We start from the raw sequence: 18,582 nt of genomic DNA, 5'->3' as shown, positions 1-18,582 counted from the left end.
CTTTAAGCTTAAAAATTATTCAAATGAAAAGGATGATCTAATTTGACTTTAAATTTAACACTTATGAATAATCAAGATTTTCAGAGGTTCCTAGAAATAGCAACCGTGAATTTTGCGAATGATAAAGTGAAAAATGGAAGTTGGAAAGAAGAAACAGCTTTAGGACAATCTAAGGCAGCTTTTCAATCTTTATTGCCAGAAGGTGAAAATACTGAAAATAACTATTTGAAAAACATCGTTTTAAACGAAGAAACGATTGGCTATATTTGGTATTCTATTAATTTAAAACAAGAGGCAAATTATGCTTATTTATATGAAATTCTTATTTATCCAGAATATAGAGGTCAGGGATTCGGTAAAGAATCGATGAGTAAGTGTATAAAAGAAATTAATGAATTAGGAGTAGATGACGTATGTCTACACGTTTTTGGTCATAATCAAGGAGCATTGAACCTCTATCAACAACTTGGATTTGAGATTACTGATTATAACTTAAAGGTTAGTTCTTCTCGCTTTAAATAAATATAAAAGTATAAATTAATAGTCTGAAAGGAGCTGATTGTCATTCAGCTCCTTTTTTTCAAACGCATTTGTTGTATCGCAATTATTTCATCTGTTTATCGAGATATTGAGCTAGAACATTCAATCCAGAATCTAAATGATCTAATGAATGGGTAGATGAAAGTGCAATACGTAAATACTTTTCAGAAGAAGATTGTCCACTTAGAAAACGATCAGAATGAAATACACGTACACCTAGTTTTTTTAAATCCGCTTCTAAGTTTACCCCATTACTATTTCCATGAATAGGAAGCCAACGGTAAAAACTAAGCGGATGACCAAACTTATTTACAGGGAAATAGGATGTATAAATTTTGTTTACAGTTTCAGCTAACTGTTTCTTTTGTTGAACGATTTCATGCGCTTTTCCTGATAAGATCAGTTCAGTAATTACTTCAACATCAAGAGATGATGTTTTTACGTTAAGATTAAAAATAGCTTTTAGAATTTTTTCACGTAATGTATCCCCAAAAACCATGTAAGCAACTCTTAATCCAGAACAGATGGACTTTGATGTACCACAAATATATACGCTTTGTTCAGGAAGTAGGTTATACATTGGTTGTTTGTAATTAGATATTACTCCCGCAGTGATAAATGCATGTATATCATCTTCGATTAAAATTAAACGATGCTTCCTTATTACAGAAGCTAATTCAAGTTTTCGAAAGTCAGATATCATTATAGTGGTTGGGTTACTACAAGAAGGCATTAGGAATATGCCATGTATATTTAATTGGCTACATTGCTTTTCAAGTTCATCTGGCAACATACCAAATTGGTCGGAATGAATAGGGATTAATTGAATGTGAAGCGTTTTTGCTAACTCTATAAAATTCGAAAAGGTGTAAAAGTCTGTTGCAATACGATTACCTGGCTCAAATAAACTAGCTAAAGCAATGACCAAAGCGTTTTGAGTACCAGATACAATCGCTAAATTATCTTGAGCAGCTTTAATGCCGAAAGCTTCCATCCAGTTTAGTGCAGCTGCCTTGTGATGTGGGATTCCGGTAGGATCATTGTAATTTAATAATTGATCTAAATAACTTTTACTGACTACTTTCTGAATTGCTTCAGTCACAATACTATTCGTTTGTTCAAAAGAAGCCACAAAGCCAAGATCAATACTATTTGCTGTTTTATCTGTTGAAATGGTTATTGAATGGGCAGCATTTGGAGCAACAAAAGTTCCACTTCCTGTAATCGCATAGATTAAACCTTTTATTTCACATATTTTATAGGCCCTAGTAATTGTCGTAAAATTTAAGTCAAGAAAATCCGCTAATTCTCGTTGCGGTGGTAACTTTGTACCGGGAGCTAGAAAGCCATTAAGAATATCTTGTTCAAGTTGTAGCGCAATGGAATTATAAAAAGGACGTTTTAAAGTCATTTTGTCGGGTTTCCAAGACATTGGGTAATTATCAAATGAATTTACTGGCATACTAGCATAGTTCACCTCTAATCTTTAATTCCATACAATTATATCATTTTTGTATGGAAATCTAAAAATACAAATCTATTCATAACTGAGCAGATAGTTGGTAAATACTCTTTAATTTGTACTTGATTTAATTTTTAGAAAATTGTAATCCATACAATTATTTCATTTTTTGTATGGATTCTGTATGTTAAATTATAATAAATTTAACGATACAGGATGTGAAAGTATGAAAAAAGGAAACAAACTTTGGATGGCATTTCGCTCTGCTTTTCCACACACTATTCCCATTTTTGCAGGATTTTTATTTTTAGGTATCGCATATGGGATTTTTATGAATTCATTAGGATTCAGTGCGATTTATCCGATATTGATGGGGCTAACAATTTTTGCAGGATCCATGGAATTTATTGCAGCAAACTTATTACTGATGAGCTTTAATCCACTTAACGCACTATTACTAACTTTAATGGTAAACGCGCGACATTTGTTTTATGGAATCTCAATGTTAGATAAATATAAAGGCACTGGTAAGAAAAAAATCTATTTAATTTTCGGACTTTGCGATGAGACTTTTTCGATAAATTATACCGCTGATATACCAGATAACGTGGATAAGAATTGGTTTAAGTTTTTTGTTACATTCCTTAATCATTTATATTGGGTAATTGGCGCAGCAATTGGAGGAATTTTTGGATCACTTGTAAAATTCAATACTAAAGGTCTTGAATTTGTAATGACTGCCCTTTTTGTTGTTATTTTCATTGAGCAATGGAAAAAAGAGACAAAACACATTAGTGCAATAACAGGAGTTGGTCTTTCAACCATTTGTCTTATTATTTTTGGTGGAAATAACTTCATTATTCCTGCGATGCTTTCAATTCTTATTACACTTAGTGTGCTTAGAAAACCATCTAAACCATCTAAGAAAGTCGAGGTATCCGTATGACGATGAATATAACACAGCAAATTATCACAGTATCAATGGTTGTTTTAGGTACAATGCTTACAAGATTTCTGCCATTTATCATTTTTCCACCGGGGAAAGCTACACCGAAGTATGTACAGTATCTAGGTAAAGTTCTACCGTCTGCGGTAATTGGACTATTGGTCATCTATTGTTTTAAGAATGTAAATGTATTTTCAGGTACACACGGTATTCCAGAGTTTATTTCAGTATTTGTTGTTGCGATTCTCCATTTATGGAAGAGAATGATGCTTCTTTCGATCGCAGGTGGTACGATTGTTTATATGATTCTTGTACAATTAGTTTTTTAACAAAATTGGGGTGAAATGATGAAAAATTATAGATGGAGTAATGAGCAAATTAGAAACCAAGTAAATGTTCTTGATGGAGTAATTAATCCGCAGATCGTCTTAAAAAATGCAACGTATTTAAATTCATATTTGAACCAATGGTTACATGCGAATATATGGGTTTATCAAGATCGGATTGTTTATGTTGGAGAAAATCTTCCAGAAAATTTAGATGAAATTGAAGTGGTAGATTGTGAAGGGCAATATTTAGTGCCAGGATATATTGAACCTCATGCTCATCCATATCAACTCTATAATCCTCTAACATTAGCAAAACATGCTGGACAATTCGGTACAACAACATTAATAAACGATAATCTGAAATTTTTCCTAGAATTGCCTAGTCAAGCTGCTTTTGAATTATTGAATGATTTTAAAAATATACCAACAAGCATGTATTGGTGGTGCCGTTTCGACGCACAAACTGAATTACTGAAAAATGATGAGCTATTTAATTCGCAAGATGTGATGACTTGGCTCGAAAATGAATTAGTTTTACAAGGTGGAGAGCTAACTGCGTGGCCAAAGCTCCTAAATGGTGACGATCAGATGCTAACCTGGATACAGGAGACTAAAAAATTAAATAAGAAAGTCGAAGGACATTTTCCTGGAGCTTCAGAACGCACTTTAGCTAAATTAATGTTATTAGGTGCAGATTGCGATCATGAAGCAATGACAGGAAAAGAAGTACTTTCGCGGTTAATGCAGGGCTATATGGTTTCATTAAGACATTCCTCGATACGACCTGATTTAGAAGTGCTTTTAAAGGAAATTAAAGAGCTTGGTATTCAAAAATTTGATCGTTTTTTCTTTACGACTGACGGTTCACATCCTTATTTCTATGAAAAGGGGATGACTGATGAATTAATCAAAATAGCAATACGTCACGAAATACCATTAATTGATGCATATAATATGGCAAGTTATAATGTAGCTTGCTATTATAATATGGAACATTTACATGGTTCAATCGCCACAGGAAGAATTGCAAATATTAATCTACTAGACAGTAAAGAAAACCCAACACCTCGAAGTGTTTTAGCAAAAGGTCAATGGGTCAAGAAAGATGGGAACCCTATCAATCAATATTTACCGATCGATTGGGAGAAATATCAATTCTCTAAACTAGATTTAAAATGGACTATACAAAAAGAAGATCTGGGTCCTTCAAACTCATATGGTATAAACTTGATAAATAATGTCATTACAAAACCATATGAAAGTATGATTGATGTAGAAAGTGATGAATTATCATATGAACATGATGAATGTTTTCTTTTAATGGTTGGAAGAGATGGTTCTTGGAGATTAAACTCGCTAGTGAAAGGATTTGCTCAACATTTGGGTGGATTTGCAAGTTCTTATTCTGGTACTGGAGACATTTTAATTTTAGGCAAAAGAAAATCAGATATGTTGAAAGCTTTTGAAAGAATGAAAGAAATAGGTGGTGGTATGGTACTTGTAGAAGAGGACAAAGTTGTTCATGAAATAGCTTTAGCTTTAAAAGGTAGCATGTCTGAATTAGAAATGGACAGCTTAATCCAAATTGAGAAAAAAATGATTGAATTGTTAAAAGAAAAAGGATATAAATACGATGATCCTGCTTTTACGCTATTATTCTTTTCTGCAACCCATTTACCATTTATTCGATTAACTCCGAGTGGATTATATGATGTGAAAAATAAAGAAATTCTAGTTTCTCCAACAAAAAGGGAAACTTCACAAAAAATAATTTGAGGCAACTAACTTTAATAAAAAAATATAATATATTGCAGTATCTTAGGCATGAATCCGAAAATTAATCTGATTCATGCCTTTTTATTTGTTTGAGGTTTATGATCTAATTCTAATTTATCGTACAAAACCATCGAATTCTTATCGTTAAATTAGTATTTATTTCACAAACAATTTAATAAAAATTTCTTTATACACATTATTTAAACTCTCAATCATGAAATGCAGCAAAGATGCGCATACTAATTAGGATAAATATAGAGTCGTAATTGACAGATTGATTTATCTAAAATAGTTCTAGTTTTTAGTAAAGGGATGAAATATTAAGTGGATCATTTAAATGGAAGAAACGAAAAAAATAAGAAAAATAATATCCATAATTTCACAATAAATCCCAAAGGAAATATTAATGAAAACTTGGAAATCATTGAATCAATTTTCCCTACATCTGACCTTGTAAAAAAAATTCTAATGATTGATGAAAAGCCTGCACTTTTAATTTATTTATCTGGACTAGTAAATGACCAAAAAATTGATTCATTTATTAATAATATTATTTCGCAAAAAAAAGATTTCGAGATATTCGTAAATAATAATACGGAAAGTACGATTCGAATTCCTAAAATCGAAAAATCTATATTAGATGGTAAGAGCATTTTATTTTTAGACGGCATCTCATCTGCTTTTATTTATTCTACAGAGAATCCACCTCATAGAACATTCATGCCACCAAATATCGATAATTCGCTGAAAGGTTCAAGAATTTCTTTTGTTGAAACATATCAAGCTAACATTGCCTTGCTCCGTAGATTTATTCAAAATAAAGATTTTCGAACAAAACAAACTGAAATTGGAAATGAGAATAGAAGCATTGTGTCAATTGCTTATTTAGATCGTGTAGTTGATGAGAATCTCCTATTATCTGTAGAAAATAGAATTTCAGAAATAAAAGTAGATTCAGTGTTAAATGCAAATCAACTGGCTCAATTAATGGAGAGAAATCAATTTTCACCATTTCCGCAAATATTAACGACAGAAAGACCAGATGAAGCGGCATCAGCTATATTAAAAGGAAAAGTCGTTCTAATTTTAGATCGTTCATCTGAAGTCATTATTTTACCTTCTGAGTTCATATCTTTTTTTACAAGTATTGACGATTATTCTTCTAGAACTTTAGTAGCTTCCTTTAATCGTCTACTTAGAATTGTGGCATTCATTATAACACTCTATTTACCTGGACTTTATATTGCAATCGTATCTTTCAACTATGAAGTTATTCCATTAAAATTACTTTTTTCAATTGGAGAATCACGTGCACAGGTCCCTTTTGATCCTCTATTTGAAGCAATTATTATGGAAATTACATTAGAAATGCTTAGAGAAGCTGGGATAAGATTACCTGCACCAATTAGTACAACAGTAGGAGTGGTTGGAGGAATTGTAATTGGCCAAGCTGCGGTTCAAGCAGGTATTGTAAGTAATATTATGGTTATCGTAGTAGCATTGACAGCTATTTCTTCATTTATCATTCCTAAATACGAAATGGCATCAAGTTTGCGTATATTAAGATTTCCAATTATGGTAATGGCATCATTATTTGGCTTTTTTGGACTTATAATAAGCACGATGATCTTAATTGTACACGGATTATCATTAAAGAGTTTCAATACTTCGTATACTGCACCATTATCACCGACTATATTTACTCAATTAAAGGATACATTTATACGAATGCCATTAAACTATCTTTGGAAAAATCAAAATAAAAACATTAAAAAGGGTTAAGTGAATATTGGATGTGATTAGTAAATGAATGGAACCAAATTGAATATTTCATACTATCAATTTGTTCTTATGATATTTGGAGTACAAATAGGAATTGGAATGTTATCTCTACCACATAATTTAGCTGAAATAGCAGGAACAAGCAGTTGGATTTCAATCTTATTCGGAGGTTTAATCTCTACATTACTTAGTATGTTTTATATAAAATTAAGCCAAAAAGTTCCACACGAAAATTTTTCGTCCTTAATTACTATTTATTTAGGAAAATTCCTTGGAAAAATATGTCTATTAATACTATTAATTTATTTCTTATATGCTGGTTATTTAGTTTTAATGTTATCTGTATTATTTGTACAAGCATATTTACTTCAACATACGGGTGCTTATGTAATATTGTTCTTATTTCTGATCCCGACTTATCAATTAATAACAGGCGGTATTCCTTTAATTGCGAAATATATTGAAACGATCTTTCCACTAGTTATTTTTTTCTTACTTATGCTATTTTTAACATTAAAAGAGCCAAACTTTAAAAATCTATTTCCTATTATAAAAGAAGGTTGGCTTCCTATTTTAAAAGCTGTACCTACAACGACAATGTCATTTTTAGGAATAGAAATAACATTCATAATCTATCCATATTTAGATAAAAAGGAAAAAGCAATGAATGGCGTAATGATCGCTAATGCGATGAGTACGTTTACATATTTATTTGTAACAATAATTAGTTTTGTGAATGCTAGTCCATATGAAATATTAGATATTTTTACACCAGTTATTGCAATGTTAAGTGCTATAGAATTTCAATTTTTAGAGCGAATGGATGTAATTTTATTATCATTATTATTTATGGTCATTTCAAAAACATGGGTTACTTATTTTTGGGCCGGATTGGACGGATTTAATGAGATATTTAAAATAAAAAAATTTCCACTCTTTGTTTTAACTATTTTTATCATAATCACCATTTGTTCATATCTATTCATTCCAACCTTTAAAGGAATTCATCTTCAATTAAAAATTCTTTCTTACACAGGACTTATCGTTATTTTAGGGTTACCTTTAATTTTATGGATAGGTGGAATAGTAAAAAAAGATAAGTTTAGGGTGACAACAAAGTGAAAAAGATTGCCAAATGTTTGTTAATTGTTATGTTATTAATTGGATTAACAGGTTGTAAAGATAAAATTAATATTGAAGACATTACAATAGCACTTTTATGGGGGATTGATATAGATCAGCAAGGTGATGTTAATATTTATATGGCAAGTCCTGTTTTTAGTAAAGATGTTAAAGAAAAAAACGAACAATTTAAAGTTAAAAGCTTATCATTTAGAGAAGCTAGAGATATTATAGATTCAAGATCAACTGGAATCACAGCTGGTGGAAAGGTACAAACTGTATTAATCGGTAGAAAAGTAATTGAACAAAAAAATTGGTATTCGTTATTAGATTTATTTTACCGAGATCCAAAGATGCGTCTTAATGCGGATCTAGTAGTAGTTAACGGTGCTGTTTCAGATATTTTTGAATTTCGTCCGAAAAATAAACCAAGGTTATCAATATTTATTCCACAGTTAATAAAAACAGCAACTTATAGAAACGTCTCTGTGCGAACTCCATTGCGATATTATTACAAATTGAATTATGAAAAAGGTATTACTCCTTATGCACCTGAATTAACTTTAAAAGATAACATTTTGGAAGTCAGTGGAACTATATTATTAAACAATCAAAACGAATATCGAAGAACTCTATCATTAAAGGAAACAATGTTATTAACAATTTTACAGGGTAAAAATGAAGGACAATTAGCAATGTGGTTAAATGCAAAACAACACAACAAAAATGAAAATACAATCCCGAATAGCAGAATCAGTTTTTATATTACTGATATAAAAAGGAATGTAAAAAAAAAATATGATGGTGGTAAATACCAATTTACTATAAATCTCAAATTACCGGTAGCAATAACAGAATCTCCAATAAAATTAAATGACAATTCGCAAGGAAAGTTAAAAAAGGAAATAGAAAATGAATTACAAAAAGAACTAAATCAACTTGTTAAATCCTTCCAAAATGACAAGTTGGACCCAATTGGCCTCGGTCTTTTTGCTAGATCATTTAAATACTCAGAATGGAAAAAAGTAGAAGATAATTGGGTTGGTGCATTTCAACAATCAAAAATTAAGGTTAAGGTTAAAATTATTTTGGTTGATAAAGGGTTATCAATGTAAAGGAATTAAAGATTGAAATATGAAAAATTCATTTGATGAGGAATAAGATAAATAAAACATGATATTTTGGCTATTAAAAATAAAAAAAGTCTCGATTGTGGAATATGCCCTTTAGAGAAGAACCTAAGAAAACGTTAAGTTTCAGAAAAAAGATGATTTCTGTTTACTACAGGTTCATCTTTTTTATTTTACACTGCTTACGTATATGAGCTTTTGTAAATTTTTTGAAGTAAAACCAAATGATAAACAAATATTTTATTTTTTAAATCTCTTTACTTTTTAATATACTTCTTGATACAATAGCTTTCCGTCTGAAAATTCGGCTATTTATTTACATAAAGGGGGTAGAAAAATGTCTACACAACAATATAATGAAGAACTTCAGTATTTAAACACAATTTTATCTGAAATGGAACGGCAGCTTACAAAACTTGAAGGGATTCCCGTTTACACTGGAAGTGATGTAACCGAACAAGTGCTTGAAGGAATTCGAGAAACAAATCGAAGAAATCTTCGCTTAGCAAAAAACGAACCTTATTTTGGTCGAATGGATTTTCAAGAGGAGCATAAAGAGTCGGTACCAGTTTACATAGGAAAAGTAGGGATTTCAGAACAAGCGACAGAAAATCCATTGATAATTGATTGGCGTGCTCCAATTGCAAGTATGTTTTATTCATTTACAGGAGGAGACGAACTTGCTTATTATGAATCTCCTGAAGGAATTATCGAAGGTATAATCTATTTAAAACGAAATATAGTAATCCGCAAAAAAAATCTCCAACGCGTTGTAGATACATATGTAAAAGGCGATCAAGATGTATCAACTACTGATGATTTTCTTCTATATCGATTAAGTGAAAACAAAGATAATCGCTTAAAGGATATTGTATCTACTATTCAATCTGAACAAAATGATATTATCCGTTCATCCAAAAATACACCTTTAGTCATTCAAGGAGTAGCAGGAAGTGGAAAAACAACTGTTGCTCTTCATCGACTTGCATTTCTGATCTACCAATACCGTGAAACATTAAAGGCAGATAAAATGATTATTTTTGCACCTAATAATATGTTTCTAGATTATATTTCAAACGTTCTTCCAGAGTTAGGAGTAGGTGGCATTCAACAAACAACTTTTTCTGATTGGGCATTAAATACTCTCGACCATGAAGTAAAACAAAAGGATTCATCAGAAAACCTAAACAAATGGTTCGCAACTGGTGCGAACCGCCTTGAAAATAACCATAATAGTCCAGGTAAATGGAAAGGCTCAACGCATTTTATGTCATATATTGATCAATGTATGGATAGATATGAATCCTCAGCTGTTCCTGAAAAAGATTTCAAACCATGGAAAAAAAGAATGATTGATAAAGAAACACTTAAACATTGGTTTAGTATTGAATATAAACATTATCCACTTGCTAAACGGAGAGAACGGATTGTTGCAAGGCTTAAGAAATGGATAGATAATGAGCTAAAGGTTATTGAAGAAACTAACATAAGAAAAGAAAAAAAGAAAAAAACTACTCAATATTTAAATTCTTATATGAAACAATGGCCAAAGCATACTGCACTTACTTTCTATAAATCTCTATTCACTACAACAAAGGATGCTTCGATTGTAGACGAAATACCGGCAGATATTATTAAATCTACATCTTTAAATTGTAAAAAGAAAGAGATGGATCAGGAGGATTTGGCTCCACTAGTATATATTCACAATCGACTGTTTGGAATTGAGTCAAATCAAAAGTTTCATCATGTAATCGTAGACGAAGCGCAGGATTTTTCACCGTTTCAAATTGCATTATTAAAGCAGATGACAATTGGGAATTCGTTCACCATCCTAGGCGATTTATCCCAAGCCATTCACGAGTACCAAGGGATCAATACTTGGGATGAATTTTTAGATGTATTCAATGAAAAAGAAGTAACCTATTACGAGTTAAATAGAAGCTATCGTTCAACAATGGAAATCATTCATTTTGCGAATGAGATTATAAAAAAAGCAAATATTCCTGTTAGCTTAGCAAATCCAGTATTTCGAAGTGGAGAAAAAGTTAAAATACAAGAAGTAGATCATACAAATCGGATTCAAGTCATAATTAATTCTATCCAACAATTAAAAAAGGATAAAATGGATACAATTGCAATTATTGGCCGTACTGAAGATGAGTGTGCAATTTTACATAGTGAATTATCCGTAGCTGGAGAAGAAATATCCTTTATCCATTCAAAACAGAGAAAATACGAAGGTGGAATTTCGGTAGTACCGGTGTATCTTTCTAAAGGACTTGAATTTGATGCGGTACTACTTGTCGATGTAGATGACGTGCATTATGAAGAAACGAAACAAGACGCTAAGTTACTTTATGTTGGATGTACTCGAGCACTTCACAATTTGACTGTATTATATTCTGGAAACAAATCTCCATTAATTGAAAAATCACCAATTCAGACTGTTTAATTACAATACTCATTATTTTAACTAAGCGCTAAAATTAAACAGCATTTTCAATTATTTAATACAATATTAAAAGGGCATCGATTTTGCAGATCGGTGCTTTTTTATATTGACTCAAATGAATTTTCTAAAACTATTGAATCATTTTCAATTTCCTTAAAACAGACATATAATTCTTCTATTATTGTAATAAATCTCCTAAAATATGGTAAATCCTACTCTTTTCAATAAGATTAGTAGTCTATTAATATGGAAGTATTAAATAAAAAGTAGGTGACCATCATCGATACAAAACAAGAAGTCGTATTATGCTTAAAGGATCTAAAGAAGGACTATGGTGCAAAAACAATATTAAAAGGAATTGATTTAACTGTTCATCGAGGACAAATTATTGGCTATATCGGGCCAAACGGAGCAGGAAAAAGTACGACTATTAAAATTTTATTAGGACTAGAAGGGAATTACTCTGGAAAGGTTGAGATTTTTGGGGAGGAAATTTCGGATCAGCATGTTGAATATAAGAAGAGAATTGGTTATGTTCCAGAAATTGCTGAACTATACGATAATCTTACAGCTAGAGAGTATTTAACATTCGTTGGCGAGTTATACGGGATGGATTTTGACGAAGCTGATGAGAAGGCTATGAAGTTAATGAAGGTATTTGGTTTGGAGGAAGTTTACTTATCGCGAATTGCTTCTTTTTCAAAGGGGATGAGGCAAAAAGTCCTAATCATTTCAAGTTTAATACATAATCCTGACCTATTATTTTTGGATGAGCCACTTAGTGGGCTTGATGCAAATAGTGTAATGGTATTTAAAGAAATTCTAGACATTCTAGCTGCTAATGGAAAAACGATTTTTTATTCATCACATATTATGGATGTAGTAGAGAAAATAAGTAATCGAATTATATTGATCAATGATGGAAAAATCGTAGCAGATGGTAGTTTTAAAGAATTAAAGGAGCAAAATGAAGAAGGATCATTGGAACAGATTTTTAATCAGCTTACAGGATTTAATGAACATCAAGCTTTAGCTGAGGAATTCGTATCCATTGTTAAGGGGGGATAACGATGAAGGATTTCCCTATGTTAAAAATCTTAGACTTTTTTCGACCGCTATTTGAATTGTTTGGTGTTGAGTATCCAATCATGCGTAAAATTTTAGCGGTAAAATTAACAATGGATAGTCGTAGGACACCGACCATTTTTAATCAAAACAACAAGAAAACAAAGAAAGACGAAGAAAATGGAATCATAAAATCATTAGGAGTGTATGCTTTACTTAGTTTGATGCTCATTCCTTTAGTGCTTCTTGGAAAAAGTTATGTATATGAAATGAGCGCTTTTTTTGGCATTATTATGTTCCTCATCATGACATCAATGATCTCGGATTTCTCAAATGTCTTACTTGATGTGAAAGATAAGGGAATTCTACATACAAAACCAATTGGAAAAAAGACGATTACTGCTGCAAAAATGGTACATATATCAATCTATCTTATATTAATAACAACATCAATTACAGCTTTGCCAGTAATAGTTGGGACATTTAGACACGGATTATTATTCTTGTTTTTAGCAATCGTAGAGCTTCTTCTCGTCAATTTATTTATAGTTGTCTTAACGTCGATTATCTATTATTTCATATTAAGATTTTTTGATGGTGAAAAGTTAAAAGATATTATCAATTACGTCCAAATCGGACTATCAATTTCAATTGCTGTAGGTTATCAACTTGTTGGTAGAGCATTTAGCTTTGTAAATCTAGATATGTCATTTTCGCCAACTTGGTATCATTTTCTTATTCCCCCTATTTGGTTTGGCGCGCCATTTGAGTTAATTTTAAATCGTAACACGAGTACATATCTTATTGGATTTTCTATTTTAGCAGTTATAATCCCTATTATTGCGATCATGTTCTATAGTTTATTGATCCCATCCTTTGAGAAAAATCTTCAAAAATTAACAAATAATAGTGGCATTAATCGTAAAAAAGACAGTAAGTGGAAGAATTGGCTGTCTAGAGTAATTTGTAGTAATAATGAGGAAAAGGTATTTTTTAAATTCGCAGATAATATGATGCGAAATGAAAGAGAATTTAGACTAAAGGTTTATCCATCATTAGGATTATCAATCGTTCTCCCATTCGTTTTCTTATTTAATCAACTACAAATTTATTCTTATCATCATTTAGTATTAAGCAAGAGTTATTTAACGATTTATATGTCTTGCTTAATCATTCCGAATGCAATCGCCATGCTAAAATATTCCGGGAAATATAAAGGAGCTTGGATCTATAAAACAGCGCCAGTATCAAACCTCGCACCATTATATAGTGCAACTATAAAAGTATTTATCGCAAATCTATATTTTCCTGTCTATTTTATTTTAAGTATAATTTTTATTGGAATCTTTGGTATTAAAATAATTCCTGATATATTAGTTGTTTTTGTAAGCTCAATTTTATATACCGTTATTTGCTCAAATTATCTTAAAGGATCACTCCCATTTTCAGAGTCGTTTGAGGATGCTCAACAAAATTCTGGTATTAAAATAATGATTGCCTTAGTTTTAGGGGGGATTTTGGCCTTAATTCACTGGGGAATAACGTTTATTCCATTTGGTGTATTGATTTATTTAGTATTGTTAATTATTGTGACGTTCTTTTCATGGAAACATGCTTATAAAACGATTTGGAATTTTTGAAACAAAGAAATTAAAGATTAATAGTAATTATTGTTACTAATTTAGCTTTTTTTGTTCAATTAAATGTGAGTTATTTGAACAGTAAAAATGTAATGAAAAAGTAATTCTTTTTTTATGCAGTTCTTAATTATTATGGAACTATTTAAGAAGAACTTATCAATCAATCTAATAATATAAAAAGGACTGTTAAAAAAATGGACTTACCCCTGTCAAGTAGACACTAATAAAAAAGGTATTTTAAGCAGCCTTAGCCCTGTATTCAATAGGGCTAAGGTTATTTAATTTCTTTTGAAATCTTTTATTGTTGTAGTACCAAATATATCGCTTTACCGCATGTTCAACCTGGTTTTGATCATTAAACTGATAGCGGTAAAAACACTCGGTTTTAAAATGACTGAAGAAGCTTTCAATGCATGCATTATCCAGACAATTTCCTTTTCTAGACATACTTGCGTTTATATTGTATCTTTTAAGTGTTAGGTTATATCTTTTTGAGGTGTATTGGAATCCTTGATCACTATGTAATAGGAGTCCGCGTACATCTCTTTTTTTTCGTGCTTTTTTTACTGTATCTAAAACTAGCTTTAAATCATTTCTTTCGCTGATTTGGTAAGAAACGATTTCATTATTATACAGATCTTGAATAACGGAAAGATATAATCGTTTCCCGTTAAATATAAGGTAAGTTATATCAGTTACCCATTTCTTATTCGGATCTTTTGTGTTGAACTCTCGATTTAAATAATTATTAGAGATAACATATTTTTCCTTTCGTCCAAAATGCTTCCATTTTTTCACACGGATTTTAGCTTGAATTCCATTTTCCTTCATAAGTCTGTATACTCGCTTATGGTTTACTACCAAGCCGTGAACTTTCTTCAACCATGTTTTAACTCGTACATACCCAAAGCTCTCATTTATGTCTGGATCTTGGTGGCATTCTTTGATTTTAGAAACTATAAATTGATCTTCCATTTGCTTTGTTGAAGGACACTCTTTTTTTCTAGCCCATTTATAAAATCCACTTTTAGAAACCCCTGCAATCTTACAAAGTAGGACAACAGGATAACTTGTTTTCAGCTCATAAATAACACTAAATTCTAAGGCTTTCTTTTTTGTATCATCTCCTTTTTCAAGGCTAAGAGCTTTTTTAAATATGCGTTCTCAGCTTCTAATCTTTGGATCTTCTCTGTATCACTTAATGGTTCAATCCTAGGTCTGCCTTTATTAAATCCTGTTGCCTTGCCTCGTTTTTCTTCAAGTCCTTGGATACCTTCTCTTTTATAATGATTAATCCATCGTTTAACGATTGAAATACCAATCCCTAATTCCTTACCAATACTATTAGAGCCCATTCCTTCTTCATAATACAGCTTAATCGCTTGAAGCTTAAATTCTTTATCATATGTCTTTCTAATTTTCCCCATAAAAAATTCCCCCTATAATAGACAGTACAGCACCTTTCTTTTAACTGTCTACTATAAGGGGATTATTACAAAATTGACAGTCCTTTTTAATTTTCAAACTATGAACTTTAATTCAAGTGAGCCTAATGAGAAGAGTGAGTAAATCATCTTGGAAAACTCCATATTTAACGAGTTTACTTCTAAAGAAATAAAGATAATTTCACGTTTTAAATAAATAATTACTTTTTACCATTGGATTCTAGAAGTTATATAATTCAGTCAAATTTATTGCTATACTATGAAATGGGGAGCTGAGCAAACATGAAAACTCGATTTTACTTATTCGTCCTGATTATATTATTTGTAGCACAATTACCAAACAATGCTGTAGCTGAAGCGGTGGACAAAAAAGTTTACGTTTACACGGGAAGTGACACAAATGAAATAGATGGACAACTTAATTCATTCAATGAGATTCATCGGTATGAGATTACACCGGATGCCTCTGGTGAAATAGCAGTTTATTCTATTTCACCGATAGCGAAGACTAGTGCGTACTTTTACGATGAAAATGGCAAACTTGTTGATGCGGTTCGAAATCCGTCCGTTTTTAAGGTCTCAAAGGGAAAAACGTATGCGTTAGAAATCCGTGGTCCTATCAATATCGATTATCCGATTTCGTATCAGTATAAAATCATTCTACCTACTGATCAACCGACTTGGAATCAAGTCTACGAACCAAATGATGTAAAAGGCCTTGCTTATCCGCTTCAAAGCGGAGAAACCATTTCAGGCTATATCGAAGACGCTTACGATCGTGATGTGTATAAAATAACAGTAGAAAAATCAGGTGAATTATTCGCTGCAATATCCGGTGTTTCACAGACACTCGATTATGGAATCTGGTTGGAAAATGAAGATGGAAGCAAGTGGTATTTAGATGACCAAACGACTTATGGTAATTCAATCGATGAACTCGTTGAACCAGGTACATATTATATAACCGTTACACCACCGAATACCAATCATTCAAAAGATGTTGACTACAAGCTAGAAGTCTCGTTTCCGACAAATGATGAATTTTCTCAAGACGCCGAGGGTGAACCAAATAATATAAGACAGCAAGCAACTGAATTATTAGCGGATGTTGAGTATCACGCATCCTTTACCAATTCATTTGACGTTGACTGGTACAAAGTGAGTGTACCTGAACGTACTCGAGTCGTTTTAGACACTCAGAGTGCGGATGTCGAAATCGTCGATTCAAATTTTTATTCTAGTGTATCGACGGATGAAAACTATCCGTACGATGGTTATTTATTGCCGGGAACGTATTATGTGAAAGTCAAAAGAAAAAACGATTCAATGAAAAACGGGATGTATACGATTCGACGAACTGATGTCCCAGAGTCAGACGAGTGGACGAATGGAAAAAATCCTTCAATTATTAATTTTGATCAAGTATATGACGGGAAAATGGACTATTTACATGATCTTGATTTTTATTCGATTCCTAAAGTTGATCGAAAAGGGATTCTTCAACTACAATTTCGTTCTAATTTTAATGAACAACTTGATCTTCGAATGACTTATTATTTACAACCAACGTTTGTGAGAGAAGAAGGGGACGAGACTGTTTATACCTATTTGATTAATGAAAATATCTATCCGTATAAGTTGACCGTTCAATCGCCAAACGGAGAGTATGGTCGTGATAAAGACTATAATTTAAAAGCAACCTTTCAACCTTATGCAACGGTTGATCAGATATACAATAATGGAAAAACAGTAAGTGGGCAGACTCTACCAAACGTTCATATTCATTTTTATACGTTTAATCCACTTGAAGCCCAAGAGAAACTTGCTGGAGTTGGTGAAAGTGACGAAAACGGGCATTTCTCTGTCCCAATACAGGGGCATGTGTACAGCACCTATCTCAGGATGCGAATAGATGAATTACAAGTGCTAAATGGTAATACTGGTGAAAACGAACTATTTATCCCTATTAAAGACGTTACAATTCCAACAATCAAAGAGGTAGAAGAAATGTCAGACCGAACAAATGGGATGCTTGGAAAAGGAGAACCTTATTCAACCATTACATTTACGGCAAATAGTAAAATCATCGCCACAACGACCGTTAAAGAAGATGGAACATATTTTATCAATTATCCGATACAAAAAGCGGGGACAATAGTCTCTATTCAGGCGAAGGATCATAGTGGGAATGTTTCGCCACCAATTAAATTAACTGTGAAAGATAAAACACCTCCTGCGAATCCATTAAAACCTTATGCAACTGATTATGAAGGGAAAGTAACTGGAAAAGGAGAACCAGGGGTTGCAGTTCTTGTTTACTCGATGCATCCTAGTAAACTAATTGGCTCAGGCACTGTCTCATCGGACGGTAGTTTTATAATTCACATTCCGAAGCAAAAAGCAGGGACAGAACTGTATGTGAAATTTAAAGATAAAGGCGGAAATTATTCGGGTCAAACATATCTGACCGTGATCGATAAAACACCTCCAACTTTTACAATGAGTAAAAAAATTGTAAAAACAAAAAAATGGTATATGCTTTCAGGAAAAACGCAACACCATGTGGAAATTGAAGTGAGAAAAGGTACAAAATTAATTGCACACAATTGGTCAAGTGTTAGAGATGCAGGGTTTGATTTATACATTCCTCCACAAAAGAAAGGACAAATCGTTACCATAATAGCAAAAGATCTCGCTGGAAACAAATCAAAGCCACTTTCTTTTAAGATCAATTGAAGTATATAAACTATATTAATAGTAATCAAAAAGTAAAAGATTTTTAAAAATAAAAGTTGAGGATTGAATCCTATAGTATTTAGGACTTAATCCTCTTTTTTGTCAATTTCTTTTATAATAATTCAACCAATACTAAATAATAGAAGGTACTTCG

At 31.8% G+C, this 18,582-nt stretch carries 14 protein-coding genes; 11 read left to right on the top strand and 3 right to left on the bottom strand.

Annotation, left to right across the window (positions count from 1 at the left end; translation table 11 throughout):
• Positions 1-42: 42 nt before the first annotated feature.
• Complete coding sequence (locus AB1282_RS18550) at positions 43-522, top strand: GNAT family N-acetyltransferase (protein ID WP_056465758.1); 480 nt, start codon at positions 43-45, stop codon at positions 520-522.
• A gap of 82 nt (positions 523-604) precedes the next feature.
• Here the strand turns inward: AB1282_RS18550 and AB1282_RS18545 are convergent, their stop codons facing one another.
• Positions 605-2,002 carry a PLP-dependent aminotransferase family protein gene (locus tag AB1282_RS18545; protein WP_429899771.1) on the bottom strand — a complete coding sequence of 466 codons (1,398 nt, stop codon included), beginning with the start codon at positions 2,000-2,002 and terminating at the stop codon, positions 605-607.
• A 226-nt stretch (positions 2,003-2,228) separates the two neighbouring features.
• Here AB1282_RS18545 and azlC point away from each other — a divergent pair, with 226 nt between their 5' ends.
• The 9 genes from azlC (at position 2,229) to AB1282_RS18500 (ending at position 14,247) form a co-directional block, all read left to right on the top strand.
• Positions 2,229-2,948 (top strand): azaleucine resistance protein AzlC, encoded by a 720-nt coding sequence (gene azlC, locus AB1282_RS18540; protein ID WP_056465754.1) that lies wholly within the window; start codon positions 2,229-2,231, stop codon positions 2,946-2,948.
• Positions 2,945-3,277, top strand: coding sequence for a branched-chain amino acid transporter permease (locus AB1282_RS18535; protein WP_056465752.1), 333 nt, complete (start codon positions 2,945-2,947; stop codon positions 3,275-3,277). The genes azlC and AB1282_RS18535 overlap by 4 nt, the downstream gene beginning before the upstream one ends.
• Before the next feature lie 18 nt (positions 3,278-3,295).
• Positions 3,296-5,053, top strand: coding sequence for an adenine deaminase C-terminal domain-containing protein (locus tag AB1282_RS18530; protein WP_429899769.1), 1,758 nt, complete (start codon positions 3,296-3,298; stop codon positions 5,051-5,053).
• A gap of 324 nt (positions 5,054-5,377) precedes the next feature.
• Positions 5,378-6,835, top strand: a complete 1,458-nt coding sequence (locus tag AB1282_RS18525) for a spore germination protein (RefSeq protein ID WP_429899767.1) — start codon at positions 5,378-5,380, stop codon at positions 6,833-6,835.
• Between the two features lie 24 nt (positions 6,836-6,859).
• Positions 6,860-7,957 (top strand): GerAB/ArcD/ProY family transporter, encoded by a 1,098-nt coding sequence (locus AB1282_RS18520; RefSeq protein ID WP_429899765.1) that lies wholly within the window; start codon positions 6,860-6,862, stop codon positions 7,955-7,957.
• The gene (locus tag AB1282_RS18515) at positions 7,954-9,072 is read left to right on the top strand and encodes a Ger(x)C family spore germination protein (protein WP_429899763.1); all 1,119 of its coding nucleotides are present in this window, start codon (positions 7,954-7,956) and stop codon (positions 9,070-9,072) included. The genes AB1282_RS18520 and AB1282_RS18515 overlap by 4 nt, the downstream gene beginning before the upstream one ends.
• A gap of 352 nt (positions 9,073-9,424) precedes the next feature.
• A complete protein-coding gene (locus tag AB1282_RS18510) occupies positions 9,425-11,542 on the top strand; it encodes a HelD family protein (RefSeq protein WP_429899762.1) in 2,118 nt (705 codons plus the stop codon).
• Between the two features lie 270 nt (positions 11,543-11,812).
• A complete protein-coding gene (locus tag AB1282_RS18505; RefSeq protein ID WP_429899760.1) occupies positions 11,813-12,610 on the top strand; it encodes an ABC transporter ATP-binding protein in 798 nt (265 codons plus the stop codon).
• A gap of 2 nt (positions 12,611-12,612) precedes the next feature.
• Positions 12,613-14,247 (top strand): hypothetical protein, encoded by a 1,635-nt coding sequence (locus AB1282_RS18500; protein ID WP_429899759.1) that lies wholly within the window; start codon positions 12,613-12,615, stop codon positions 14,245-14,247.
• Positions 14,248-14,484: 237 nt separating this feature from the next.
• Here the strand turns inward: AB1282_RS18500 and AB1282_RS18495 are convergent, their stop codons facing one another.
• Together AB1282_RS18495 and AB1282_RS18490 are read right to left on the bottom strand one after the other, a co-directional pair.
• A complete protein-coding gene (locus AB1282_RS18495; protein ID WP_429901179.1) occupies positions 14,485-15,405 on the bottom strand; it encodes an IS3 family transposase in 921 nt (306 codons plus the stop codon).
• Positions 15,348-15,674: a transposase gene (locus AB1282_RS18490; protein WP_429899758.1), complete on the bottom strand. Its 327-nt coding sequence runs from the start codon at positions 15,672-15,674 to the stop codon at positions 15,348-15,350. Before AB1282_RS18490 ends, AB1282_RS18495 begins: the two co-directional genes overlap by 58 nt.
• A gap of 300 nt (positions 15,675-15,974) precedes the next feature.
• Between AB1282_RS18490 and AB1282_RS18485 the strand changes: the two genes are divergently transcribed.
• Positions 15,975-18,428, top strand: a complete 2,454-nt coding sequence (locus AB1282_RS18485; protein ID WP_429899756.1) for an Ig-like domain-containing protein — start codon at positions 15,975-15,977, stop codon at positions 18,426-18,428.
• The last annotated feature ends 154 nt before the right edge of the window (positions 18,429-18,582 follow it).

This window comes from Gottfriedia sp. S16(2024) (assembly GCF_050473765.1).
Taxonomy (GTDB): Bacteria; Bacillota; Bacilli; order Bacillales; family Bacillaceae_G; genus Gottfriedia.
The sequence above is the reverse complement of the archived record's forward strand: the minus strand, read 5'-3'. Positions and strand labels throughout refer to the sequence as shown.

What these genes read in the sequence shown, in the direction of transcription:
- AB1282_RS18545 (WP_429899771.1), bottom strand. Translation starts at nt 2,002, where the DNA reads ATGCCAGTAAATTCATTTGATAATTACCCAATGTCTTGGAAACCCGAC.
- azlC (WP_056465754.1), top strand. Translation starts at nt 2,229, where the DNA reads ATGAAAAAAGGAAACAAACTTTGGATGGCATTTCGCTCTGCTTTTCCA.
- AB1282_RS18535 (WP_056465752.1), top strand. Translation starts at nt 2,945, where the DNA reads ATGACGATGAATATAACACAGCAAATTATCACAGTATCAATGGTTGTT.
- AB1282_RS18530 (WP_429899769.1), top strand. Translation starts at nt 3,296, where the DNA reads ATGAAAAATTATAGATGGAGTAATGAGCAAATTAGAAACCAAGTAAAT.
- AB1282_RS18520 (WP_429899765.1), top strand. Translation starts at nt 6,860, where the DNA reads ATGAATGGAACCAAATTGAATATTTCATACTATCAATTTGTTCTTATG.
- AB1282_RS18510 (WP_429899762.1), top strand. Translation starts at nt 9,425, where the DNA reads ATGTCTACACAACAATATAATGAAGAACTTCAGTATTTAAACACAATT.
- AB1282_RS18500 (WP_429899759.1), top strand. Translation starts at nt 12,613, where the DNA reads ATGAAGGATTTCCCTATGTTAAAAATCTTAGACTTTTTTCGACCGCTA.
- AB1282_RS18490 (WP_429899758.1), bottom strand. Translation starts at nt 15,674, where the DNA reads ATGGGGAAAATTAGAAAGACATATGATAAAGAATTTAAGCTTCAAGCG.
- AB1282_RS18485 (WP_429899756.1), top strand. Translation starts at nt 15,975, where the DNA reads ATGAAAACTCGATTTTACTTATTCGTCCTGATTATATTATTTGTAGCA.